Below are 24907 nucleotides of genomic sequence, written 5' to 3' on the forward strand. Positions count from 1 at the left end.
AGCGCTCGGCATGTGGCTGGTCGCCGAGGTGTCGGCGCGGGGCCGGATCACAGACCCATCTCGTCGCAGAGGCCGATGTAGCGGTCGAGGTATTCGGGTGTCGATCGGTGGGCACCGAGCCCGACGGTGTCGAATTCGTCCAACCCCGGTGCGCCGGTGATGCCGAGCATGCGCAGCGCGGCGTTGATATCGGAGGCCGAGCGGATCGTGCCACCAGCGGTACAGGTGGCTGCCCACTGATCGCCGACGCCCGCGTGGTAATCCGTGTACACCACGGCGAAGCTGGGATCGGGCCGAGCCGAGAGATCGGCTGCGATGACCCGCACGACGCCTTCTGTCGGGAAGAGTATGGGGACCTCGGGAGACGGTTCGATATGTTCGGTAATACCGAGTGCCGCTTGCCAATACATGGTGTAGTAGTGCGTCAGGTGGAGCAGACTCAGGCCGTGGTGTAGCGGGATCGGCACCAGGTCCCATCGGATCGCCGCATCGGCATCGACCGATCCCGGAACGATGAGCGCAGTAATCGAATGTCCCACGGCCGGAACCCTATCCTTCTTCGAATGTCCGAACCTACCGGCCGACAACACTTCTCAACACGCGCTCATGCCGATGAGCGAGTGATCACGAGGCGCTGGCGTAACAGGTTCGGTCCGGAGCGCTCACTTGCCGACACCGGTTCCGGCGAACCGGCTAGGCTCAGGGCATGAGGGCAAGGGGGCAAGGGGGCAAGGGGGCATATTCATCGTTCGGTCTCGACCTGGCAACAACCTGTTCCCCTGCCTGCTTCACCCGAGCGTGCCGCATTGATCGATCAAGTCGCCGAACGTGTTTTGGCACTGGGTCACCATCGGCTGACAGTGGGCATCGACGGATTGACCGCCTCGGGTAAGACCAGTTTCGGCCACGAACTCGCCGAACGAATCGCCCGAGCCGGACGGCCCGTGCTGCGGGCAAGTCTGGACGATTTCAAGAATCCCTGGCGTGATCGGCACCGCTACGATCGCGAGTCCGGAGAAGGCTACTATCGCAACGCCTTCGACTACCCGCGCGTTCGGGCACTGCTGTTCGAACCGTTCGGCCCCAACGGTTCCGGCGAGTGCGCGCTGTGCGCGATCGACCCTCTGACCCAGATCGATCATGCCTCGGTACTGACCGCGGCCGACGACGATGCGGTACTGATCGTGGACGGCGTCTTCGCGTTCCGCCCGGAGATCAACGAATACTGGGACTTCCGCATCTGGCTGGAAGTGTCCCCCGAGATTTCGGTCAGCCGCGGCGCCGAGCGGGACAACGACGAGACGATCCACCGCGACCGGTACCTACCGGCCGAACAGATCTACCTCGCCGAAGTGGAACCGTTGCCTTTCATGGACGTCATCATCGACAACTCGACCTTCGCCGATCCTCGGCTCCGGTAGCGGATGCTTCCACCGATCGGCCCACCTCCGCACTCGTCAACTCGGCTGCCGAACATCCTCGATTGCCACTGCTCGCGCGAATCCCGTTGCGCAGCACGGTATCCGCTCATGCCGAGTCGCGTGCGTTCCGGATGTTGTCATCGGGCGACCGGTCGTGCATGATCGCGAACGTGTCCATGACACGTGCGTCGTGGAGCCGCTATGCTCGGCGACGATCAGTTGACGCTCGACGTTTCCGAGGAGGCGGTACTGACATGCCGGTATCGCGTCGCATATATGCAGCGGACATGATGGCGATCTCGACGGTGCCCCGGCGCGCTCATGCAGCCCGGTGACGGCCGGCCGGCATTGCGCGCGCCGGTGCCGGATGGAGCGGAATCACGCTATGCGACAGTCAACGGCGTACGGCTCCATTACGTGATCGCCGGCAGCGGCGATCCGGTTCTCCTGCTTCATGGTTGGCCCGAGACCTGGTATGCATGGCGCAAGGTCATTCCGGCACTGGCAGACCGGTTCACCGTGATTGCGCCCGATATGCGCGGCTACGGTGATTCCGAGCGCCCCGCCGTCGGCTACGACAAAGTAACGGTCGCAACCGACCTGCACGAACTGATGCGAACGCTCGGATTCGGCCGCATTCACCTCGTCGTCCAGGACCTGGGCGGGCCTGTGGGCTTCGCTTATGCGGCAAGCTTTCCGGCGGATGTGCGCGACTTCATCTTCATCGAGAGCGCTGTTCCGGGGTTCGGCCTCGAAGCGGCGATGGATGTAGCCCACGGCGGCAGCTGGCACATGGGTTTCAACATGGCCCAGGGGATCAACGAGGTGCTGGTCGCCGGACGCGAGCGGCCGTTCATCGAGTATTTCTACCGCCGCGGCACGCTGCACCCGGACGCGCTGACGCCGGCCGACATCGATGAATATGCGCGCAGCTATGCGGCAGGCGGCCTCGTGGCGAGCTTCAACTATTACCGGACACTGCTCGACGACGCGAAAGTCAATCGCGACAAGCTCGCCGTGAAAAGGCTTGCCCTCCCGGTACTCTCGCTCGCCGCCGAACAGGGGTTCGGTGACTTCTCCCACGCCTCGATCGCGCAGGTCGCCGACCTTGTCGAGCGGCAGACGATCGCCGGGGCGAAGCACTTCCTAGTGCAGGATCAGCCACAGGCGGCGACAGAAGCGATTCTGAGCTTTTTGACGCGCACAGAGTAAGACGCCGCAACCGGATCGGTTGCGGCGACGCATTCGTCACCTCGGCAATGATGCGCTGCAATGCCGATGGTCGAGTGAATCCCGTTGCACTGTACGGACATCCGCTCATGCCGACTACCGTGCGTTCGAAATCGGTCGATGAAGACCAGATCCTTGACCCGCAGCGGACCACGCCACGGACTGGTCGGTCGATCGATCGACTCGAATCCCGTTGCAGTCCAGTATGTTTCACACTGCATATTGCGGGCTGCGATCCTCGCGCGGTGGCGTGTCCGGTTGTCGCGAATGCTCCGGCACGGGGGTGTGGATGTGTGTACGGTGGGCTCGACCGGCAGGGGTTGCTCGGGGCACACCTGATTGTCGAGGGTCTCGGTGGACAGGACCGATGCCCGACGATGCGGCCGGCAAGCCGGTCACGGATCGCCGGCCAGCGGCCGGACGTGAGCAGGTGCGGTGCGCGGCAACGACTTCCCGACGAGTTCGGAGGGATTTCTCACCGACGGTGCGCCATTCACGCCCTGCCGGCATTTCGGTGCGCGGGCAACAACAGATCAGGAGCTACCGTGAGGTTCAATCCACCGCCGACCTGGCCGGCCCCGCCACCGGGCTGGGAACCCGATGCATCATGGTCACCCGACCCGAGCTGGCCGCCCCCACCACCGGGGTGGCAACTGTGGCTGGAGGATCCGACCGACGCAACAGTCGATGCCACGCAATCGGTCCGGCGACCGGCGACCGGCCAGATCGAAGCGGCGCTGCGAAACGGCTCGATCGCCCAATGGGGTGCGCTGGGCGCTGCCGTGTCGACATTGATCGCCAGCCTTCTGCCGTGGTGGACCGATTCCGCCACGTCGATGGGGTACACGGTGTCCGCATCGGCGAGCGCCTGGCATCGATTCTGGTGGATCGGGCCACTGATAGCGGTCGCGGTCGGCATCGTCTACGCCTTGGTGATCGTCAAAGCTGTTGCTGCGCAACCGAAGACTCTGTTGCTGCTGGCAGGCGGCGGGTTCGCGTCATTTGTGCTGACGCTGATTTCGCTGATCGATACGATCAGCCGCCCCACCGGTATGGGCGTCCCGCAGCTCGCGTCTCCCGGCCCGTCGGCCGGGGTGTTCCTCGCACTCGTCACCACGGCGGTGCTGTGCTATTTCGGTGCCCTCGCCGCGCAGGACGCCGGCGCACGGCTGCCGATCGTGATTCCTGGTCCGCGACGGGAGTAGCAGCGCAACCGAGACCGACCATCACGCTCCAGCCCTCGCCCAAGGGGCGGTGACCCGGCTGCGGACGGCGTCCACGACAGCACGGTCCGGGCCGAACACCACCGACGCTCATGCCGCATTCCGAACGAAATCTGTTGTGCCGCAGAACATCTGCTCAGGCCGATGAGCGTACTTCGGCCGTCGGTGTCCACCCGCGAATAGGGTTACCATCGGCGCCCGCTGTTGTTGCGTCGATCCGTCAGTCGACGGGCCCTCGGGCGGTCAGGACGGTCCTGAGCACGTGCTCGACCGCCGATTCGAACAACGCTCCCCGTAGCTCATTTCGCGCAGCCAGATTGCGGGTGGCGAGGTCGAGCACCTGATCGGGAGTTAGCCGGCGCACTACCAGGGCGGCAACGTCTTCCAGATCGAGGTCGCGGTTCGAGTCATCCAGTCTGATCAGGGCGAACGAGACGACGATCTCCTCGTCGGTCATACTTCGCCTCCGCCGTTCGCTCACTCGGCCACACCGGGGTAACCAGGCCCGATACTACGGTATCGGGCAGTCCCACGACAGCTGACAATAGTCAGCACAAGTGAGCGGCAATGCCGCGATTGGTGTGTCCGGTTGGCGTGCTTGCGGGCATCGTGGTTCATGGATACCTCGATCGACGTCGCTGTCGCCTTCGCTGGTGATGATCTCGTACTGCGGCTGGCCTGCGCGGCCAATCTCGCCCGCTACACCGGACAGTCCCGCATCCACTGCACCTCGGACCTGCGCATCTACATCTGCTGCCGCACCGAACGGCAACTCACACCATTGACCGTCGTACGGGCGGACGTGGAGCGATATGTGCGGTGGATGCAGGAGGTCCGCCGGTACAAGCCCGCCACCGTGGCCCGCCGCACCGCCGTGGTCACCGGCCTCTACCGCACCTGCGTCATCGACGGAGTCCTCGAACACTCACCGGCGGAATACATTCGCCGACCAAGAGTCGGTAACGAGTCACCCACACTCGGACTTTCACATCTACAGTTCGAAGCGCTGCTCACCGCCGCCCGAGACTCGCTCCACCCCAGCGACTTCGCGCTGGTCACCATGCTCGGACTACGCATCTTCGAAGCCTGCCAAACCGATATCGCCGACGTCGGTGAGGAACACGGCCACCGGGTACTACGCGTGGCCGGCAAAGGCGGCAAGGTCGTGCTGGTGCCTTTACCGCCGGCGGTCGGCCGCGCGATCGACCGGGCCTGCGGGGACCGGGTCCACGATCCGATCCTGCTCAACACCCGCGGTCGGCGGATGGACCGGCACTGCGCCACCTGCTGCCTACGGCTGCTGGCACGGGTGGCGGTGGTGCGTTTGCCGTGGATGCACCCGCACATGCTGCGGCACACCTTCGTCACCACCATGCTCGATGCCGGCGACTGCGCGATGTTCAGATCGCGGCCCGCCACGCCGACCCACGCACGACGATGCGCTACGACCGCGCCCGCACGAACCTCGACCGCCACCCCAACTACATCCTCGTCGCCTACATGGCCTCCGGCACATGACAAATCGAGAAACCTGCATGCCGATGAGCGGACGGGAACAATGACCGCCGACCAGCGATCCGCCTACTCTCGGTTGTCCAACCACCGCGGGAGATCTAGTTCCGGCCTGTCCGGACTGGCGAAATGGAACGGCACACCCAGGGTTTCGGCGAGAGCGAGGCCGACGGAGGTGGCCTCTCGCGCCTCCGGATACGGAGGCACTTCGCCGTTGAAAATCCGGATGTCGCCGCCGTGCCGGATCTGTGCGAGATGATATTCGGCGCGAGGGCTCCGCATGACGGCGACCAGGCAGACTGCCCAGCCGAAAGTGTCGCCGTCCCAGACCGCTTCGATCGCGTCGGGACATTCGGGCAGTTCCGCTACCTTGTCGGCCAGATCCTCGTGATTCAGAGGCGGAGTCGGTCTGATCCACGGCTGCCCGAGCTCGGTACACCGCTCGGCGAGCAGATCCAGGCATTCGTTGATACCCGGTCGAGGATCACCGAGGATGTCCCGAATCTCCTTGACGGCCAACACCTTGCGGTCTTGGATGATCAGCTCATCGACCCGAACTCGAAGATCAGCGGACAGCCGCTCCCACAACGGATCCTTCACACACCAACCTCGCGTCCGCGCACGCTCACGCTGTCGAGTGTAGACATTCGGCCAGGCAACAGATCACGCAGAACACGCCCATCTGCCGACTACAGCGTCTATCCGCCACGGCCATGGGATCGGTTCCCCGACAGTGTTCAGTCTTGTCTCGACGGCAGGTCGAGCAAGCAGGTAGGAAAGGACCTCTGGACGACGCATCGGCGCTAGGCTCGACATCGTGGTGAGCGGCTCCTTCTTCGGCACGACGGCGCAGGTGCTGCCCGCATTGCTCATAGCCTTGGTCATCGAGTTCGGCTACCTCACGAACCTCGCGACGAGGCGTCAGTTGCGCCCGTTCGAACGCTCCTTCACGGTCCGGCGCCTGCTAGGGCAGACACGACAGGCCGCGGCGCAGGCGTCGGCGGACGCGTCGAAGGAGTTCGAACGGTGGCAGCGCCGTTTCCTGAATCTCGGGACAGTCTTTCTTCTCGGCGAGACGCTGTCGCTGGTCGCGCTCATGTTCGATACCACGCCAGCATGGCTCTCCTGGGTCATGGCAGTTATCGTCTTCGGCTGCTTCTTCATTCTGAGCAGAGCGGTGGCATTGATCCCGCTGGTCAGATTCACCGCCTTCCACGTCGATCAGCTGACCTCCGGTGGACCGGGCCGGCCGGATGACTAATACTCCCGAGTCGTTCACGACTTGATTGGCAACAGCGAAGACGGGCCCGCAGTCGCGAGGTTCTCGAGTCATCCGCTCATGCCGCTGGTCGAGTGAATCCCGTTGCACTGTACGGACATCCGCTGATGCCGATTACCGGATGTTGTTGTCCGAGTGGGGTGTGTCCCGGCTATAGGATGCCATGACGGCAACGACTCTGGCTGTGCTCGCAAATCGCAATCAGATCGAAACCGCTACACTTGTCGCTTCCGACCAGCGGGTTTCGTGGGGAACGTTGACGAGCGAAGCGGATTCGGCCGTCGCCAGCCGGATTGATGCACGATCAGGAAATCGAACCCCGAACCCGCTGTGTGGGTTCGGGGTTTTGTTGCATTCACGCTGCTGGTCCGAAGTCCACCACTCCACGGGACGCTATCTGACGGTCAGTCGGCCTCAACTCTTACATGGGTGGTCTCCCCTCCAGGGGCCGGATCAGATGGTCGCGTCACCAGGGGCCGCTGACTCGAGCTTTGTTCGATCGCAAACACCGTCGATCTTCATTCCCGCGCGAGTTGAGCCGGCGATGGATCTGCAACCAACCGTCGCGGCGCGGCGCGCCTGTGCGGTGGTCAGCCCTCGAGCAACTCTTCGCTCAGATCCCAGAGTCGCTGGGCGGACTTCGGGTCGAGAGCGTGGGGGGGCGGCGTCGGAGATGATGATCGGCTTCTCACCGACCGGGGTGGGGCCCCAGGGGGTGGGGTCGAGGGGGGGCGACGTCGTTGTTTTTGAGGTAGACCCCGCCGATGCCGTGGAGCAGCGGGCTGGTGGCGCCGAACACGATCGTCGCGGCGGCCTGCTCAGGTGTCTTCTTCTCGTGCGCGGGGTCGATGATCGGCTGTCCGTGGTCGTCGACGAGTTCCATGGCCTTTAGCTGGTCCATGGTGAAGGTGCCCTGCTCCATGTGGGCCAGGTTCGAGGCGATGGAGATGCCGGGGTGAACCGAGAAGGCGCGGATCTCCTCGGCCGCCCAGCGACGGTCCAACTCGACGGCGAAGAGGACACCGGCGGTCTTGGTCTGCCCGTACGCGAGGTTTCCGTCGTAGCCCGGGCGAAGTGCAAGTCGTCCCACCGGATGTCGCTGGTGCGGTGGGCACCGGACGACACGTTGACGACACGGGCACCGTGTGCGGCCCGCAGTGCGGGGTGCAGGGCGAGAGTCAGTTGGAAGTGGCCGAGGTGGAACGCGGCGAAGGACCTCTCGTAGCCGCGGGCGTCCAGGACGAGCGTGCCGTAGGTGTTGCCCGCGCCGTTGATCAGGGCATGCAGGGGCCGTCCGGACTCGAGGTAGCGTGCGGCGAACGCGTCGATCGACGCCGGGTCGAGCAGGTCCAGCCTGCTGATCTCGACGCGCTCGACGCCCGCGAGCTTCGCCGCAGCCTGTTCGGGGTTGCGCGCGGCGACCACGACCGTGGCGCCTGCCTTGCTCATCGCCCGCGTGGCCTCGAGCCCGAGGCCACCCGCGCCGCCGGTGACGACGACGTTCCGGCCTGTCAGATCGATTCCCGCCAGCACGTCGTCGGCCGTCGACGCGGCGGTGAACGGGGTGCCGATCAGGTGCTGCTGTTCAGTGGTCATGCCTTCACCCTGCCCCTCCTCGTCCGTACGGACAATGCTTGACGATCCGCCTTTTCTTTGCGATAGTCCGGCCATGGATGAGCTGTCCGAGGTTTTCGACATCGTGGAGGCACGAGGGCAGGTCACGGGCCTATTCGCTGCGCGGGGCCCGTGGGTGGCGCGTGCACATGGCAGCAGCCTGCTCAAGCTGACGGTAATGGTGCGCGGTCGGGCGCGCCTGTCCGCCGACGGCCTCGACACACCTCTCCAGCTGGAGCCGGGCGACGTCGCGATCCTGAACGGCCGTTCCCACCTGGAACTCGAAGGCGGAGCGGGCGGCGGCCCCCCGCTGGAGATCGAGCCCGAGGTCATCGACCTGGCAGGCGCTCTGGACGCCGCCGGCAGCGACGGCGATCTCGTGATCGGCGGCCGGATCCTGCTCAACGCGGCGGGCCAGGCACTTCTACTGCAGGCCCTGCCACCGGTCGGTCACGTCCGAGGAGCGGCCCCCGGTTCCGCGCGGCTGCGCGCCATCACCGACCAACTCGTCGACGAACTGACCGGCAGGCAACTGGGCTCGGACTTCGCCGTCCGCCAATACTCACAACTGCTGATCCTCGAGGTCCTCCGGGCCTACCTCGAGCACACCGCCCTGCCCCCAGGACAACTGCGCCTACTGACCGACGAGCGCCTACGCCCCGCCGTCACCCGCATGCACTCCGAACCCGGCAAGCAATGGCTCCTCGACGACCTCGCCCGCGTATCGTCGATGTCGCGAACCACATTCGCCGAACGCTTCCGAGCCGTAGCAGGCGTACCACCGCTCGCCTACCTGAACAGCTGGCGCATGGTCCTGGCCCAACGCGCACTCCGAGAAGACGACACCCGTATCGGCTTCCTCGCCGCGAACCTCGGGTACACCTCGGAGAGCGCCTTCAGCACAGCGTTCAAACGAGAGGTGGGCGAGTCCCCGCTGCGCTACCGCAGCCGTATACGCCGAGAACGACCAACCGCGGAGAACGGTCCGGCATGGACCTCATGAGCACCATGCCCGTCGTCCCACCCAGGCGGTTCGTTCGCCCGGTGTGTGCCGCCGGACCCGACGCACTGGGGCAATCAGCGCAGCTGGGATCCTTCATCGTGGTCACCGTTGCCGACCACCCGGCCCCGCCTCGGTGAGTTCCGCCTGGATCGCGAACGTCGACCCGAGTGGGGTGGTCATCTTCGCCCCGATTGTCAGGCGACGGGCTTTGTCATCCCGAGCGGTCTCATGTCCACTCCCGAGACGTCCCGGGCAGAGTGGATGGAGGCCGTGCGTGGCACGGTGTGGGGCGCCCGGCATTCGGTGCTGGCACACGAGAGTGCGCGATAATGCCGCCGAGCGCGCCGACCACCAGATGTACTAGGCCACAGGGCATCTGGAACTGCAGATATGCGGGCATCTCGCTCGGCGCGTAGTACGCAGTCCCTGGTCACACGAGAGCGATTGCCGCTGACGGTACGACATAAGACACCGTGACCTCGATAGGCCCAGGCCAGGCCGGCTCAGCCATCGCAGGGTCGAGCTACTAATACTGCAACGTCACTCGTGTGGATCGCTGCTGGTAGACCTGTCGGGTGATGTTGGATCGGCTGGTGGTCGAGCTGGATTCGTTGATGGCACGGATCGGGGACCGGTTTTGCCGGTCCGAACCGCGTGCGAGGGCGCGGGAGTACGTGGCCGGGCTGGTCGCGGGCCTGGAACGCAAGAACGGCTGGACTTTGGCCGAGCGTGCTGGTGAGGTGTGCCCGAACGGGATGCAGCGGTTGCTTCGCAAGGCCGACTGGGACATCGGTGGTGTCCGCGACGAGGTCCGTGCGTACGTGGTCGAGCACCTCGGCGATCGGGAGGGTGTGCTCATCGCCGACGAGACAGGGTTCTTGAAGAAAGGCGTGAAATCCGCTGGGGTGCAACGCCAGTACTCCGGCACTGCGGGACGGACGGAGAACTGTCAGATCGGGGTGTTCCTGGCGTATGCCTCCCCGCGTGGGCATGCCCTGATCGATCGGGAGCTGTATCTGCCCGAGTCGTGGACCACCGACCGGGATCGCTGCCGCGCCGCGGACATCCCCGACGAGGTCGAATTCGCTACCAAGCCGCGGCAGGTGATCGCGATGCTGGAACGGACGTTGGCCGCGAACGTGCCGTTCGCCTGGTTCACCGCGGATGAAGCCTACGGTCAGGCCGGATATCTACGGGAATGGCTCGAAGACCATGATGTGTTTCATGTGATGGCGACCCGGCGCGACGACCGGTTCGCCACCCGCGCCGAGCGGACCGGCCGCGCCGACGCGCTGATCGCGGGACTGCCGGTTCGTGCGTGGCAGCGGCTGTCGGTCGGCGCCGGTTCCCACGGCCCCCGCGAATACGACTGGGCCAGAAAGCCGATCGACGGACGCTGGGCTGCTGGGCGAGGACACTGGTTGCTGGCGCGGCGGGCACTGACCCCGAACAGCAAAGGCGAACTCGAGATCGCCTATTACGTGTGTTACGGCCCGGCCCGAGCGCGCCTGGTGGATCTGGCCTGGACCGCCGGCTCGCGCTGGCATGTCGAAGAATGTTTCCAGCAGGCCAAGAACGAGGCCGGGCTCGACCACTACCAGGTGCGTTCCTGGCGGGCCTGGTACGCCCACATCACGCTCTCGATGCTCGCCCTGGCCTGGCTCGCGGCATCGAAAACCATTGCCTCAAAAGGGGAAACGACTCCCGCGCCGAGGATATGATCGCGCTCACGCTACCGGAGATTCGCCGCCTGCTGGTGGCGTTCGTGCTCACCCGCCACCATCACGCCGACCACATCTGGGCATGGTCGCACTGGCGACGCCGCCGACAGCACCAGGCCCGGTTATCGCACTACCGACGCCGCGGCCACCCACTCACCTGAGTGGCGTTGCAGTACTAATGGGCGTGGTGAGCATCCGACTTATTGTTGGGCGCGCACGCACCACGCACCACAGCGGAAGCGACTTACCGCGTCGCCCGATCTCGGCGGAGACCCGATGGGTCGAGCACCACTTGGGCGCTGCTGTCCGGGACTCAATCACACGGGTAGCGGAAGTATTCCAAGCCGTTGGGCACGTTCAGGCTGTAGCCCTGGGGCAGTCGCGAGTCGTCGGATTCGCCGCCGGCACGACGCGCAGCCTTGTACGCGGCGATATCCGGAGTATCCGGAATCAACTCCGTCGCACCGATTCCCCACTCGAAATAGTGCAGGCGGTCGTAACACGTTCGGCAGCGTGGCTCACGATCACCGTCCGCGCCTCCGGCCAGCTCTGCGAAGGTGTCACCGGCGTGCAACAGCGGACACTCGTGGTGCGTGGCATGGCCGCAGCCCCGGCAGGTGGTACAGGCGGCGGGGATGAGAACAAGTCGGCTGCGGCGGAGGTCGTGTGGGTGGAATTCGCTCGCGAGGCCGCCTTTCAATCCGGTGCCGTCACACGCCGGGCATGGCTCGATTCTCCCCGAGCGCAGGACGGTGACGATAGCGGACTCAGGTGATGCGGGAGTAAGCCTTCGCGGCGTTCTTCCGGGCGTGGTTCTCGACCATTGGATGCTCACTCGATTCCGACGCGCGGTCCCCCGTGACCTGACACGCCTTTTGGTGGCAACCGGGAAGGATGAGTCGCGCGGTGCGGAGCACCTTCGGGCCGTGAAGACGATCGGTCACGGGCCGATCGAAGCCGAGGCCGCCGACCAGCGGCCTGATTGCGGGCAATGCAACAGAGTTGCACCGCCGTGAGCAATCCGGGCACGCCGAATCAATGAGCTCCGGCTGTGCTACCTCACTACCGAAGTAGTTCGGCTCGCCCAAGAATGTCCCGTATTGCCACCTTTAACCTGAAATCTGTTGTGCCGCAGAACATCCGCTCATGGCTCCCCTACTTATGGCTGGTCGGCGAAAACACAGTCCATCCCAAAGGCCTTGCGGGAGCGGGTATGGTCGATCGATCGGAAGCAAAATGGTGGTGTTCGGCTCCACCATCGAAGATGGCACGATCGTCTCCACCGACCTGATGGCCGACCACGACCAGCTGGAACGACTCGACGTGGAGAATCCTGGAAGATGACCGAATTTCTATTGCGGCCGGTCGGCCGAGTCGAGTCCGAACTCACCGACCTGGCGGCAGCGCCGCGCCAGGGTGACGAGGGAGCGCCGGATTGCGATCTGGTGCTCGAGGAGGGCCTGATGCCCGCCGTCGCCGATCTCGCCGTCGGAGATCGGGTCGTCGTGCTCACCTGGCTGGACCGTGCGGACCGCGACGCCCTGGTGGTGCATCCACGTGGCGACCGCACCCGACCGCCGACCGGTGTCTTCGCGACCCGCTCACCGGACCGTCCCAATCCGATCGGTTTACACACCGTGACCGTCCTGGCCGCTGAAGGCACCCGGCTGCGAGTCCGTGGCTTGGAGGCCTTGAACGGTACGCCGATCCTGGACATCAAGCCGGTGCTCGGCCCGGTTGACCAGCGCTGACAGTCGTACAGGCAACATATCGAGGCCCGGCGCACTCCGCGTGTGTACGACGTCCGAACCCGGCGAACATCCGCTCATGCCGCTGAGCGAGCGAAGCGGTTGTGCCCGTTCGGTATCCGCTCATGCCGAATACAGACCGGAGGATGTCGAACGCAGTCCCGAGCGTGTCGTTCGGCGTGTCGAGCGACGATACCCAGGTAACGGCGCTGATCCCCTCGTGCCCACCCATACTGAGGGTCACGGATCGAACAATGGAGATTGTCGTGGCTCATCCCGCCAACGCCAACCAGAATGCGGATGTCGTCGTCGCCGCAGCAAACTTGGCGGCAGACACTGTCCTCGGAACAACAGCCAATCCGATCACCCAAGCTCAGCTGGCGCAGAACACAGCCGCCGGCATGCGACAGAACATGCACGCCGCGCTCGAAGTCCACTCGGATGCCTTGGACGCGTTGGACGACACCCCTGAGATATTGGCAGCCACCGCACGCGTGCAAACCGCACTGGATCGGCTCGAGGCTATCGACCCGTAGCAAGCTCTCCACTCGGCCGACCCCTCCTCGATGAGCATCGTCAGACCGTGGAGCTCACTCCGGCGAACATCCGGTAATACCGCTGGTCGAGAGATGGCTCCCACCTCTGATCTCGATGTCACCTTCGCCGACGACGATCTCGTGCTCCGCCGACCCGCACTCGTCCGCTACATCGGCGACAAAGTCATTTCCTGACTCCGAACCTCAGGTGCAGCACTCGCTCGCCCTGAATGACCACGTGCGGGTCTTCCAGTAGGTGCTGGCCGTCGATGTCGCCGAAGAAGCGTTTTCCGGATCCGAACACCACGGGGACCACGTCCATCGCGACCTCGTCGATCAGCCCGGCCGCGAGGAACTGGCCGCCGACCTGTCCGGCGTTGACGGCGATGGTGCGGTCGCCGGCAAGTTCTCGTGCGGTGGCGACAGCGGCGTGGATGTTGTCGACGAAGTGGTAGGAGGCCTCCGGGTGCCAACCGTGCGGCTTGGGGCGATGCGAGACCACGACCACGTGCTCACCCGCGGGTGGCTGCCCCTCCCAACCGTTCACCAGGTCGAACAGGTTGCGGCCCATGACGATCGTCCCGATCGACGCCCACGTGGCGCGGACGTAGTCCGCCGAGGCACGCGCGACCTTGAATCCGGCTCCGATGCCGGAATGATCGAAGTCCTGCTCGCCGGCGGGTTCTGTGATCGGGGTGTCACCGCTGAAATACCACTCGTGCAGGGGGCCGACGTCGTCGTTCTTGTCGGCGATGAAGCCGTCCACCGACACCACGTTGTGCATGATCACCGTGCTCACAGGGTCTCCTCCGGATCGATAGGGCGTGGATTCCGATTCTGTGGCACCGCCGGGTACGCACGCTTGTAAAAAATCACTCGATCGGCATCGGCCCGGCATCCGGCGGGAATCGGTCCTGGGCCGGAAATCTGCGCCGCAGCGCAAGGTAGTCGGTGGGGGTGTGGCCGGTGAAGTCCTTGAACTCCTTGCTGGCGTGCGCCTGATCGAAATACCCTGCGGAGTGCGCGAATTCGGTCCAATAGACCGGACCGCGCGCGTCGACGGACAGGATCAGGCGGGCAAAACGATAGATGCGGGCCACGCGTTTGGGTGTGACGCCGACATGAGATTTGAATTGTGTGGTCAGATAATTGCCACTCACCCCGGCGGCGTCGCCGAGCGCCGCGACCGAGACCGAACCGTAGGACCTCTCCAACCGTGTCCCCACCTGCGTGACCAGGTCGAGAGTGTCTGATCGGGTTTCCACGAGACGCGACCGCAACTCCTGCTCGACGAGGTCGAGCGCGTCGGCGGCATCGCCGAGCTCGCCGAGGCGACCGCGGATTCGCTCCAGCGCGCGCTGCCACACCGCGTCGACGGGCACATAGCGATCCCGCAGTTCGAGCGCCGGAATGCCGGTGAACGCCGAAAGTCCCCAGGGCTTGAAATGCACTCCTACCAGTCGCACACGGGCCGGATACTCCAACAGAAAACGCTCGGTCCACAACCCCATGAACCACCCGTCGACCAGAGTCGCGGACGGCACCGCGGGGTCGGGCACAGACAGCTGGACCGGGGCGCCGAGATTGATGAACAAATGCGCCGAAGGCATCGGAGGAACGAGCACGCGGCGATAACGTGGCACCCCGGACAGACAATAGATGTCGTCGATGAACCGATCGAGCGGTGGGCCGGGAACCCGGCCTGTGTAGCGCATACTCCAGTGTCTCGCATCCCGGTAGCAACGTCAGGAAACACCGGCACAGCCGACGCGATCCAGTACGGTCTCCGGCGCGGGTTGGGACCGCCGACGGAGCCTCCCTCGCCGGCGGACCGCGCCATCCCCTAACCGTCGCCGAACGCACTCGTCTGCCGCTGGTCGCGCGAAGTGCCTGTGCCCGTTCGCAATCCGCTCATACCGAATTTCGGGCTGCTCCTGTTGCGCCACAGGGGTATCCGCTCATGCCGATTACCGGATGTTCGGAAAGGTCTCACGAGAGAGGTCTGTCCCGGCGGCAAACTGGCCCAGAGCGATTCTGCGGGCAGGGTCGTCGACAGGTTGCCGGTCTACCGGCGGTTGCACTCAGGAGGTAGCCTGCCTCGCAGATAAGGCGACCGGTTGGAATCTTTCGGCAAACACGGTGCGGTGTTGAGGTTTCATCAGGGGAATGAGCGGCGAGGTCCCGCCCAAGTGTCACGAAGCAAGAAGCGCAGACATATGCGGCTGCCGGCTACGGGTTCGCGGGACCGAAGGCGAAATTTCTGGAAACCGGCCAGGACTGGCGCGGTGCGCGGCGACGGTGGAACGCTGGTCACCATCAAAGCTTCAGCTGCACCACGAGAAAGACTGGTATCGACAATGCTCGATGTTCTCCGTCGACCTTACCCCTGGGATCCGCGGCAACTGCAGGCAAGGGTGGTCATCCTCATTATCGTTGTCGCATCGATGACGACGCTGATCGGGCTAGGAGTTGCACCTCGCGCGGTGGTAGAGATCCTTGTCGCTGCGGTACTGACGGCAGGTGAGGTCGCCGAGCTGATCCTTCGACCAAGGCCTGGAGCTCAGCGATGACCAACAAGGTTGCCGAATTCAAGCGGCAGCTACGGGATCTGGTCGACCAAGCGAAGGCAGCAGGCGCAGGCAAAGCAGAGGCGCTGGCCCGTGAGGCCCATGTCGACGGGTCCACTGTTAGCAAAGCGATTGGGCAGAACCATCGCTTGCCGACAAGGGAAATCACCCGGGATCTCGTCGCAGTCTGCCTGCGGTACATTCATCCCGACATTCCGCCTGATCAGCTGGAGAAGAGCCTGCGCTGGTGGTTGAACCGCCGCGAGGATGCTGATCGCCACGCTCGATCGTCACGTATGGACGACAACTCACTGCCTTTACATACTCTCGCGGATGTTGTAAGAAAAATCGCGGATGCTCGAAGCGCGGTGGTCTCTGTGCTGTCCATATACCGCGACCGCGCAGAGCAGGTGCAGAAGTTCGAGAAAGCCTTCGATGAGCAGATCCTACGCAGAAGAAGCGATCTGGAACTGCGTAGAGGCCAACGTGAGCGTCTCGAGGCCGGATACAGGGATATCCAACTCAAGGTACACAACGGAGGCCTGGATGCGGACGGGGTCGAGAAAGAAGTCGCAGCCGTGCTCGAATCGTCGGATCTCGTTTACACGGCCCTAATTGGCGGTGTATCGGTACGCGCTCTAGGCGATACGACTATAGGAAGCTTCGGGTTCGACGATTATGACCTCGACAAGGCTACGAAGGATCGGATCCGCCGAAATTTCAAGAGCATCGTTTTCGGATATGTCCATCCCGATTTACCTCACTCCGACTCATCCGATTTCTATATCGCATTGGATCTGTTGAGGTCATGCGATTACACGCTGATGGAAGCGTTTACAATCAAGTATCACTACAACGTCGGCGCAGATAAGCATAAAAAACCCCTCACAGAGGCGGAGCTGGCGAATCGTTTGGACGAGTATGAGGATGCGTTGAAACGGCTGGAGAATCGACTGAGCGCGCTAGAGCGCGATGCTGTGTCTATCGGCTTGAACGCACCAGAGGCAGCGTATTACGGAATGCGGCGAGAGGCCGACAGAATCCTGATGGAAATCAAGGCAGAGGCGGACAGGATCTATGTGTTGGAATGTGAGCTCCAATCGCTGGTCCAGTCCGCCCCCGACACCGATGATGGCCCGGAGCTGCCGGACACCGACCTGTCCTACACACCGGTCCCGACCGCTGGCGGCGACTGTGGCGGAGGCAGCGATGAATAAGGGGATAGTAGCGCGGAGTGCGTCGTCCGGACTCAAACGCGACAACCGGTGGCAGCAGATGCGTGAGTTCGCCATGAACGGAGCTGGAGACCTACCTGTGGTGAGCAGCCGACATCAGCTCATAGGCCACACCAAGTCGGTGGTGTCGGTGGCGTTCAGTCCGGATGGTCGTCTGTTGGCCACCGGCAGCCGCGACGGAACGACGAGGTTGTGGGATCCAGCCACTGGGCAACCGACGTGCGATCCGCTCGATGTCACCCATACCGACTTTGTGTCAGTAGCGTTCAGTCCGGATAGCCGCCTGCTGGCTACCAGCAGCCACGACGGGATAACGCTATGGGATCCGGCCGACCGACGGATGGTCGACAACCTGGCCACCAGATGGCTCGGGACGTTCAGCCCGGATGGCGGTCTGCTTGCCACCACGGGCCGCGATGGCACGGTGCGGTTGTGGGACCAGGCGACGAGGATGGTCGGCCACCCGCTCATCGGAACCGACAAGGTGGGGTCGCGGTCGGTGGCGTTCAGCCCCGATGGTCACCTGTTGGCCACAGGCCACCGTGACGGGACTGCGAGGTTGTGGGATCCGACCACCCGACGGCCGACGGGCGACCCGCTCATCGGCCACACCAAGTGGGTGGTGTCGGTGGCGTTCAGTCCGGATGGTCGTCTGCTGGCCACCGGTAGCGACGACGGGACTGCGAGGTTGTGGGATCCGGCCACCGGGCGGCCAGAGGGCGGCCCGCTCGACGGACACACCGGCTGGAGTGCCGGGCAGGTGGCATTCAGTCCAGACGGTCGTCTGCTGGCAGTTGCCGGTGACACCGGGGTCGAAATCACGCTTTGGGATCTGACGACTGGGCAAATGGTCGATGACATACTCGCCAGTGACCAACATGTGGTGTTCAGCCCGGATGGTCGTGTGCTGACCTGGCGCGCCGCGACGGCGCGGTTGTGGGATCCGACAACCTGGGAGATAGTCGGCGACATCAGTACTCCCGACTGGATGTATTCGGCAACATTCAGTCCGGATGGCCGGCTGCTGGCCACTCGCGGAAACGACCCGACAGCGCAGTTGTGGGAGGTCCGTGACCAAAGAGTTCCAGTGTCGCTTGGCGACCGAGCACGCTCCGATCTACCGCACGCCGTATTGGTCCCACCGAACCGAGCGCCGACTACAGGACATCAGTTGCCCTGATGTGCGGGGTTGGGATCGCGAAAGAACTGAGGTTCCCTGCTTCTACGGAGTCGGGTCGCTTGATCGAGATCGGGGCTGCTGTGCGTTCGGGTGACAGTGTGACCTGACCTGCCCCGTACAGCAGCCCCATTGCGGCGACAAGCCGATGCTCGCCGGTGAGTTCGCAACAGCACACATGACCAGATGATCTCGGCACAGGTCACCGGATGGCCGACCACGCCCGACGGGCAGAACACTCTCGATCATCGCTGAGGGCCAGTTCGAATATCCCACAATGCCGCATTTCGGGCGGTTTGGGCCTGGGCCGGCCGGACAGCGTGTATCGGTGTACCTGCTCAGGCTGCCGTGCGAGACGGCGCAGACGAGGCTCGGGAGCACCGGCTGGTTCGGCGACGACTGTGCCGCCGATATCCCGACCTGTGGCGCTGTCCGTCGGCTAGTCGTCGGGGGAGGCGCGGCGGTTGCGTTTGGTGACGCCGCGCCGCTTCTTCGCGGCGATGCGACGTTCCTTCGCTCCGCGCGAGGGCTTGGTGGCGCGGCGGACGGGTGGCGGGGCGGCAGCGGCGTCACGCAGTAACGAGGCCAGGCGGTCGCGGGCGGCGGCGCGGTTCTGCAGTTGTGCGCGTTGCTCCGATGCGACGATCGTGAGCACGCCGTTGACCAGGCGGGTGGCCAGGCGGTCGAGCATCCGGGTGCGCAGCGACTCCGGCACGGACGGCGAGTTGGCCAGGTCGAAGGACAGCTCCACTCGGCTGTCGGTGGTGTTGACGTGCTGCCCTCCCGGACCGGACGACCGTGAGAACCGCTCGCGTAACTCGGACGCAGGGATCACCAGCACCCCGGTCACGGTCAGGTCCTCTGCCATGATCCGACGCCGCTCTTTCCGATCCGCGAGCCGACCGGGCCGTGTCGGTCCGGTGGCGACTGAATGGTGACCTTGTCGTTCACGATAGCGACGACCTCGGCGCCGTGTAACGAGCAGACCTGCCGAGCGCGCTGTTGCCGCTGACCGCGCTGATCGGAACAGCCGGCGCGGCACCTCGGAAGATCAACGGGCAGAGCGTCGTACGATCGCCGGCGGCTCACAGTCGATGAGCCGTCGTTCGCGGGAGATCGGGGAGCGGATACCGTCACCGGATGCGGACCGATGGCCGCCCGGGCCGGGTGATCTTCCTCAACGGGACATCGAGTGCGGGCAAGACCACCCTCGCCCGAGCCATCCAGGACGAAAGCGATACCCCGATCGTCTATTGGGGTATCGACACGCTGTTCGGCCTGGTGCCGCCGAACTGGGGTGGGGGACGCGACGGTCCGCTCAGCCGCGACGGTTTCTGGTACGACCGTACGGGCGGCGCCGATGGGCACCCATCGGTGGTCATCCGGTACGGCGACGTCGGACGTCGGATGCTGCGGTCCGCCCGAATCGCGGCCGCCGCATTCGCGCACGGAGGCGACGACCTGGTCATCGACGAGATGCTGCTGACCCCGGATCTGCTGGAGAAGTGGATGGACGCGTTGTCCGGCCTGGAGGTGCTATTGGTGTGCGTCACATGCCCGCTCGCGGTTGCCGAACAGCGCGAACGCGGCCGCCGCAACCCGATCGGGCTCGCACGAGGACATTTCCGCATGGTTCACGATCACGGCGCCACCTACGACATGACCGTCGACAGCACCGAAGCAACGCCGGAAACACTGGCCGGAGCCGTACTCCGCAGGCAACTCGCCCGGTAGGAACCTCATCCGATAGACGACGGGAGCGGCGGGACGGCCGCGGGTGTTAGTTTCTCGGCTGTGAGCCTCGAGCAGCGCCCGTCCGATTCCCCGTATGTCGAGCGGGTCTATCGGGCTGGGTCGGTCGCCGGCGGGGTGGTGCCGGCGCGGATGCGGTCCGTGGCGAATTCGAACTGGGAACTCGTCGTGTGGCGCGACCGTGGGAAGACCCATGTGTCGGTTCGCGGCCCGGAGACCGGTCCTACGGTGGTGGATCTGGGGCCGGGTACGGGTGAAACACTCGGGATCATCTTCCGGCACGGTGCGTTTCTGGCGCCGCTGCCGGTATCGACGCTGGTCGACAGCTCGGTATCGAGTCCGCACACCACGGCCCGCTCGTTCGTGCTGCAGGGCGAGGAGTGGGAAATCCCGGCCTACGACAACGCCGACGTTTTCGTCGACCGTCTGGTCCGCGCCGGACTGCTGATGCGTGATCCGCTGGTCACCGATGTGCTCCGCGGTGACGTGACCACTCTGGTCACGCCACGGTCGGTGCAGCGGCGGGTGGCCGCGGCGACCGGGCTCACGCAGGGCGCGATCCGGCAGATCGAGCGGGCCAGACAGGCTGTGCTGCTGTTGCAGCAAGGGATGCCGGCGATCGAGGTCGCGCAGCGGACGGGGTACCACGACCAGCCGCACCTCGCGCGTTCGCTGACCCGGTTCACCGGCCGGACGGCCTCCCAGCTGCGGCGCGCCGACGGCGACGAGATGCTGTCGCTCCTGTACAAGACCGAGGTCGAGGTGCGTCCCTAGGTTCGTGGTGTCGCCGGGAACACCCGGCCCACCGGAAATCCTTGGAGGCACGTCGTGGCATTCACGCAGATCTACGTCAACCTGCCGGTCACAGACCTGGAGGCGAGCAAGAAGGTGTACACGGCGATGGGCGCCACGATCAACCCGGACTTCACCGGGGACACCTCCGCTCAGCTGGTCTTCGCCGACGCGATCGTGGTGCAACTGATGACGCGCGAGATGTTCGCGACCTTCACCAAGCGAGACACCGCGGACGGTCCGCTCGAGGTGATCAACGCGCTGGCTGCCGGATCGCGTGCAGAAGTGGACCGCCTCGCCGACGCGGCGCTGGCCGCGGGGGCCACCGAACCACGGGAGGCCCAGGACATGGGCTGGTTGTACAACCGGGCGGTCGACGACCCGGACGGCCACTGCTGGGAACTGCTGGCCTACAACCCGGATGCCCTGGGCGACGACACCACGACCGGCCAGGGCTGATATCGCCGGCGGGTCGGATCGTCCCAGGTGCAGGCGGGGTGACCGAGCGCGGGCCGACGATGTCGGTGCGCCTGCCACAACGAACCCCGGAAACCTTCATGGGCCACTGTGGATGAGCCCGGCCCACAGATCAGGGCGTGTCGGATGCTCGGCTCGCAGGGTTCGAATGACGCGATGTAGCGCGGTCGCGGCCTGATCGGCCGTTGGCGATGACGGCAGCTGCCGGTAGAAAGCGGTGGCAGCGGCCGGGGCCGCGAGGTCGGACAGCGGCCAGAGGCTGCCGACGACATGCCGAAATCCCGCCGACTGGAATGCGGAAGCAGGATGCAGGAACTCGTCGGAATGCAGGACTGCGGCGTGTGCGGTCGAGCAGGCCGACAAGTAGGCCAGCTCGGCGTGGGCGAGTTGAAGTCGGCTGATCTGCGGTAACGACAGATTCCCGTTGTGCAGGCGCAGCCCGCTTCGGGAGGGGGCGACGAGATCGACGCCGGCGTGGCAGGCGAAGTGTGCCCACGTCGCCTCCGGGAGGGCGGCCAGGACACGATCGACGGTCGCGGTGTCGTCGACGAGGAGCACTGTGTCCGGGTGGTCGGCGTGCAGATGGGTAGCCTCGGCGACGGTGCCGGGCAGGTCCGGCTGGCCAGGGGTGCGCTGGAGGGCCACGGTCAGTTGGCGGCGCTCGACAGCCGGCGGACGGGTGCGCGCGTGCGCCAACGCGCGCAGGGTCGGGGTATAGGAGCTGATCATCGCGTCGAGGGCACCGGGCCGGCCGAGATGGCCGGCGGCGTGCAGCGGAAACAGGCCGAGGGTGCCGGTCGGCATCCACCACACCCGCGGCAGCGACTGTCGGGCGCCACGCAGCGCCGGCGCGGTGTGCAGGATCGGCTCCACGATCGTGTCCCACAGCCACGCAAGAATCTCGGGGAGCTCGCGCTGCCACCGCAGGACGCCGGCCAGGCTGTTGTCGGCACTGCCGCGCAGCAGCGTCATGGCTCGGGAGACAACGTCGGTGCGAACCAGATCCGGCAACCGGACACCGACGGGATCGGCATCTCCGTCGAGGATGATCGCGTCACTGCGGTGCCGTGCGGCATTGACCACGACGACGGCACCCGCGGCGAGGGCGGGTCGCAGATCGGTCAGGCGAGGAGGCCGGAGGAACCGTTCGAAGCGAGGATGCCCGCGGATCTCGGCGAGCAGCCGGTCGTGTTCGCTCCACCACCGTCTGCGGTCGTCGACGAGTTCGGTTGCCGCGCCACGTATCTCGCCCGCGATGCGGTCGTCGGCGGGCAGAAGGCGCAGCGATTCGCGCACCGCTCGCAACTGTCCGGCCAGCTCGGGAAGTACGCGTTCGAGTTCGACGAGATCGGTCCGGGCGTCCACATGGGCTGCGAACAGCACACCCCTCCCCCACTCCGCGTTCTCCACCGCACCCCCGGGGTCGTCGACAGCGCAATGCGCGGCGACCGTCTCCTCCACCAGACCGAGATCTCGGCCGAGCCGGTATTCCTGGTCTTCCCATCCCGACTCGCGTGGGACAACCGCCGGCCACTGTGCCACCGCCGCATCCAGCAATTCCACCGCGAGCGACGGCTCGTTCAGCGCGTTCGCCAGTATTCCCAGCATCCGCCCTGCCCGCGCCCGGAAAACCACCGGAGAAGGCACCGCCACCGCCAGACCTCCGGCCAAGCTGTGGAGGACGTGCCGATCGATGCGCTGTCCCGTGGCCTCGAGGCGCGCGTAATACGCGAGTGCGAGATTCGACAGGAACATCGCATGGTTGAGATGACTGGGGGGCGCCGCGGCAAGTGCCTGCTCCAGCACATCGACAGCCGCATCCGAATCCTCCACCGACCCACCCCGCTCGAAGCGCTCACGGTAGGCATTGCCCAGGTTGGACAGGAGCTCCGGACGATTGGGGTGTTCGGGGGACGCGGCATCCATCGCCTGCTTCATAGTGCCGATGGCCTCGTCCAGATCGGCTGCCACCCCGGACCGCTCGAACTGCGACTGATAGGCCATACCCAGATTCGACAGAAATACGGCGCGGCTCGAGTGGCCGGCGGGCGCGGCGTCCACCGCCTGCCGACCCAGTTCGATCGCCCGATTCAGGTCGGCCTCCAGGCGAAATCGCTCGAACCGCCGCATGTAGGCGGCTCCGAGGTTCGACCGGGATCCGGCCAGACCGGAGGCGTCGGGAGGCGCCTCGGTCAACACCTGTTCGCCGATCTCGATCGCACGGTCCAGATCCGCCGCCACGCCGGTCTGCTCGAACCGCATCCGATAGTAGTTGCCGAGATTCGAAAGACTGCCGACTCGACCGGGGTGGTCCAGGGGAAACGCGTCCGTCGATCTCCTCGACAGGCTGATCGTCTCGTCCAGGTCCGCCACCGACCCGAATTGCTCGTACCGCGTCAGGTAGGCATCTGCAAGGTTCGACAGGAACCTTGTCCTTTCGGAGTGGCTGGGTGACATGGCCGCTACTGCCTGGCGGCCGACCTCGATCGCCCGGTCCAGATCGGCCGGCTCTCCCATGTGCTCGAATCGTCTCCGACAGGCGTTCCCGAGGTTCGACAGAAATGTCGAGTAACCGGGGTGGCCGGCGGGCGTCGTCGCCACCTGTTCGAGAGCATCGACGGCCCGGTCCAAATCGGCGGCCACTGCGTCCCGGTCGAACCGCTCACCGTATTCACCGCCGAGGTTCGACAGATACGCCGCTCGATCGGGGTGGTCGAGAGGCATGGCCGCCACCACCTGCTCGTCCGCCTCGATCATCCCGTTCAGATCCGCTGTCGCGCCGCTGCGTTGAAACCTCGCGCGGTAGGCGCCGGCCAAGTTCGCCAGGGCCGGCGCCCGGTCGGAATGGTCGACGGGAGTGGCGTCGAGCGCCTGCCGGCTCAACTCGATCGCTCGGTCCGCATCGGCCATCGGCCCGCCCGCATCGAACCGACACAGAGAGGCAGCGCCGAGATTCAGCAGATATGCCGTTCGATTCGGGTGATCTGCGGGTGTGATGGCGATCGATTGCTCCAGGGTCTCGATCGCCCGGTCCGCATCGACGGGCGCACCGGTGCGCTCGAACAGTCGCATGTGGGCGATGCCCAGGTTCGACAGGTACGCGGCTCGGTGCGGATGATCGCCCGGCAGTGTAGCGAGTGCAGCATGGAACAGGATGACGCCGGCCCGGAGCAGTACCACGTGATCGGAGCTGACCTCGGCGCGCCGCAACAACTTCGTCGCGAGGGTGATCTGATCGCGGGCTTGCGCGAAAGCACCCAGAACCGCGCGCAAAGACTTGGGTATCGCCGTCGGATCGTCGGCCGATGCCGCCAGATATATGACCGCCCGAGCCAGATCCGACAGCCCGGCGTCACCGGACACGACGGTGAAGCGCTGGGCGTACAGCCATCCCAGCGCACGACGGGCCATCAGCAAGCGTCGCATGTCGTCGCGTGTGGGCCGAGCGGGATCGAGCGGACGCGCCGCTTCCCACAGGGCCGCGGCCTCGGCCGGCGCCGAGTCGTCCAGCACGATCTCGGCGCGACCGTAGCGGTCGAAGTCGACCACCCGCTGAGTAACCTGATTCAGCAACGGCTCGAACGACATTCGCGAATCCCCCATTCCGTCCGACCGTACGC

The 24907-nt window shown here is 65.2% G+C and carries 24 protein-coding genes; 15 read left to right on the top strand and 9 right to left on the bottom strand.

Features of this window, described 5'->3' with window-relative positions; genetic code table 11:
• Positions 1–47: 47 nt before the first annotated feature.
• Positions 48–539, bottom strand: a complete 492-nt coding sequence (locus tag G361_RS0124215) for a hypothetical protein (protein ID WP_019929704.1) — start codon at positions 537–539, stop codon at positions 48–50.
• A 267-nt stretch (positions 540–806) separates the two neighbouring features.
• Between G361_RS0124215 and G361_RS0124220 the strand changes: the two genes are divergently transcribed.
• From G361_RS0124220 to G361_RS49695, 3 genes are all read left to right on the top strand, one after another.
• Positions 807–1421, top strand: coding sequence for a hypothetical protein (locus G361_RS0124220; RefSeq protein WP_196814624.1), 615 nt, complete (start codon positions 807–809; stop codon positions 1419–1421).
• Between the two features lie 321 nt (positions 1422–1742).
• Positions 1743–2633: an alpha/beta fold hydrolase gene (locus G361_RS0124225; protein ID WP_019929706.1), complete on the top strand. Its 891-nt coding sequence runs from the start codon at positions 1743–1745 to the stop codon at positions 2631–2633.
• Positions 2634–3433: 800 nt separating this feature from the next.
• Entirely contained in the window at positions 3434–3856 is a 423-nt protein-coding gene (locus G361_RS49695) for a hypothetical protein (RefSeq protein ID WP_155981761.1), read from the top strand.
• A gap of 238 nt (positions 3857–4094) precedes the next feature.
• Here G361_RS49695 and G361_RS0124235 read toward each other — a convergent pair whose 3' ends face one another.
• Entirely contained in the window at positions 4095–4331 is a 237-nt protein-coding gene (locus G361_RS0124235; protein ID WP_019929707.1) for a hypothetical protein, read from the bottom strand.
• A gap of 159 nt (positions 4332–4490) precedes the next feature.
• On the opposite strand from G361_RS0124235, the gene G361_RS44780 reads away from it, so the two are divergent.
• A complete protein-coding gene (locus G361_RS44780) occupies positions 4491–5645 on the top strand; it encodes a tyrosine-type recombinase/integrase (RefSeq protein WP_196814625.1) in 1155 nt (384 codons plus the stop codon).
• 558 nt (positions 5646–6203) lie between these two features.
• Positions 6204–6647, top strand: coding sequence for a hypothetical protein (locus tag G361_RS0124255; protein ID WP_155981762.1), 444 nt, complete (start codon positions 6204–6206; stop codon positions 6645–6647).
• A gap of 706 nt (positions 6648–7353) precedes the next feature.
• On the opposite strand, the gene G361_RS51145 is transcribed toward G361_RS0124255, so the two are convergent.
• The gene (locus G361_RS51145; protein ID WP_231387089.1) at positions 7354–7587 is read right to left on the bottom strand and encodes a hypothetical protein; all 234 of its coding nucleotides are present in this window, start codon (positions 7585–7587) and stop codon (positions 7354–7356) included.
• Positions 7554–8261, bottom strand: coding sequence for an SDR family NAD(P)-dependent oxidoreductase (locus G361_RS44785; protein ID WP_231387090.1), 708 nt, complete (start codon positions 8259–8261; stop codon positions 7554–7556). The genes G361_RS51145 and G361_RS44785 overlap by 34 nt, the downstream gene beginning before the upstream one ends.
• A gap of 73 nt (positions 8262–8334) precedes the next feature.
• Between G361_RS44785 and G361_RS0124265 the strand changes: the two genes are divergently transcribed.
• The 3 genes from G361_RS0124265 to G361_RS50480 all read left to right on the top strand — a co-directional run bounded on the left by G361_RS0124265 (position 8335) and on the right by G361_RS50480 (position 11164).
• A complete protein-coding gene (locus G361_RS0124265; protein ID WP_019929712.1) occupies positions 8335–9282 on the top strand; it encodes an AraC family transcriptional regulator in 948 nt (315 codons plus the stop codon).
• A gap of 575 nt (positions 9283–9857) precedes the next feature.
• Positions 9858–11003: an IS701 family transposase gene (locus G361_RS0124270; protein ID WP_026343433.1), complete on the top strand. Its 1146-nt coding sequence runs from the start codon at positions 9858–9860 to the stop codon at positions 11001–11003.
• Positions 11000–11164 (top strand): hypothetical protein, encoded by a 165-nt coding sequence (locus G361_RS50480; RefSeq protein ID WP_019929714.1) that lies wholly within the window; start codon positions 11000–11002, stop codon positions 11162–11164. Before G361_RS0124270 ends, G361_RS50480 begins: the two co-directional genes overlap by 4 nt.
• A 152-nt stretch (positions 11165–11316) precedes the next feature.
• On the opposite strand, the gene G361_RS0124280 is transcribed toward G361_RS50480, so the two are convergent.
• The gene (locus G361_RS0124280) at positions 11317–11577 is read right to left on the bottom strand and encodes a hypothetical protein (protein ID WP_019929715.1); all 261 of its coding nucleotides are present in this window, start codon (positions 11575–11577) and stop codon (positions 11317–11319) included.
• 766 nt (positions 11578–12343) lie between these two features.
• Here G361_RS0124280 and tsaA point away from each other — a divergent pair.
• Positions 12344–12754, top strand: a complete 411-nt coding sequence (gene tsaA, locus G361_RS0124290) for a tRNA (N6-threonylcarbamoyladenosine(37)-N6)-methyltransferase TrmO (protein WP_019929717.1) — start codon at positions 12344–12346, stop codon at positions 12752–12754.
• Between the two features lie 251 nt (positions 12755–13005).
• Positions 13006–13287: a hypothetical protein gene (locus tag G361_RS0124295; protein WP_155981763.1), complete on the top strand. Its 282-nt coding sequence runs from the start codon at positions 13006–13008 to the stop codon at positions 13285–13287.
• 184 nt (positions 13288–13471) lie between these two features.
• Here G361_RS0124295 and G361_RS0124305 read toward each other — a convergent pair whose 3' ends face one another.
• Both G361_RS0124305 and G361_RS0124310 read right to left on the bottom strand, forming a co-directional pair.
• The gene (locus G361_RS0124305) at positions 13472–14086 is read right to left on the bottom strand and encodes a dihydrofolate reductase family protein (protein ID WP_019929720.1); all 615 of its coding nucleotides are present in this window, start codon (positions 14084–14086) and stop codon (positions 13472–13474) included.
• 73 nt (positions 14087–14159) lie between these two features.
• Entirely contained in the window at positions 14160–15002 is an 843-nt protein-coding gene (locus G361_RS0124310; protein ID WP_019929721.1) for a helix-turn-helix domain-containing protein, read from the bottom strand.
• An 851-nt stretch (positions 15003–15853) separates the two neighbouring features.
• On the opposite strand from G361_RS0124310, the gene G361_RS50485 reads away from it, so the two are divergent.
• Both G361_RS50485 and G361_RS48510 read left to right on the top strand, forming a co-directional pair.
• Positions 15854–17071, top strand: coding sequence for a hypothetical protein (locus G361_RS50485; protein WP_196814627.1), 1218 nt, complete (start codon positions 15854–15856; stop codon positions 17069–17071).
• On the top strand, positions 17064–18269 hold the full coding sequence (locus tag G361_RS48510) for a WD40 repeat domain-containing protein (protein ID WP_196814628.1): 1206 nt from the start codon (positions 17064–17066) through the stop codon (positions 18267–18269). Before G361_RS50485 ends, G361_RS48510 begins: the two co-directional genes overlap by 8 nt.
• Positions 18270–18705: 436 nt before the next feature.
• Here G361_RS48510 and arfB read toward each other — a convergent pair whose 3' ends face one another.
• Complete coding sequence (arfB, locus tag G361_RS0124330; protein ID WP_019929725.1) at positions 18706–19134, bottom strand: alternative ribosome rescue aminoacyl-tRNA hydrolase ArfB; 429 nt, start codon at positions 19132–19134, stop codon at positions 18706–18708.
• A 272-nt stretch (positions 19135–19406) separates the two neighbouring features.
• Between arfB and G361_RS0124335 the strand changes: the two genes are divergently transcribed.
• From G361_RS0124335 to G361_RS0124345, 3 genes are read left to right on the top strand one after another with little or no spacing between them, the layout of a single operon-like run.
• The gene (locus G361_RS0124335; protein ID WP_019929726.1) at positions 19407–20000 is read left to right on the top strand and encodes a chloramphenicol phosphotransferase CPT family protein; all 594 of its coding nucleotides are present in this window, start codon (positions 19407–19409) and stop codon (positions 19998–20000) included.
• Between the two features lie 60 nt (positions 20001–20060).
• The gene (locus G361_RS0124340) at positions 20061–20792 is read left to right on the top strand and encodes a helix-turn-helix domain-containing protein (RefSeq protein WP_019929727.1); all 732 of its coding nucleotides are present in this window, start codon (positions 20061–20063) and stop codon (positions 20790–20792) included.
• Between the two features lie 54 nt (positions 20793–20846).
• Positions 20847–21269 carry a VOC family protein gene (locus G361_RS0124345; protein WP_019929728.1) on the top strand — a complete coding sequence of 141 codons (423 nt, stop codon included), beginning with the start codon at positions 20847–20849 and terminating at the stop codon, positions 21267–21269.
• Positions 21270–21365: 96 nt separating this feature from the next.
• Here G361_RS0124345 and G361_RS0124350 read toward each other — a convergent pair whose 3' ends face one another.
• Entirely contained in the window at positions 21366–24875 is a 3510-nt protein-coding gene (locus tag G361_RS0124350) for a CHAT domain-containing protein (protein WP_019929729.1), read from the bottom strand.
• Between the last annotated feature and the right edge of the window lie 32 nt (positions 24876–24907).

This window comes from Nocardia sp. BMG111209 (assembly GCF_000381925.1).
Taxonomy (GTDB): domain Bacteria; phylum Actinomycetota; class Actinomycetes; order Mycobacteriales; family Mycobacteriaceae; genus Nocardia.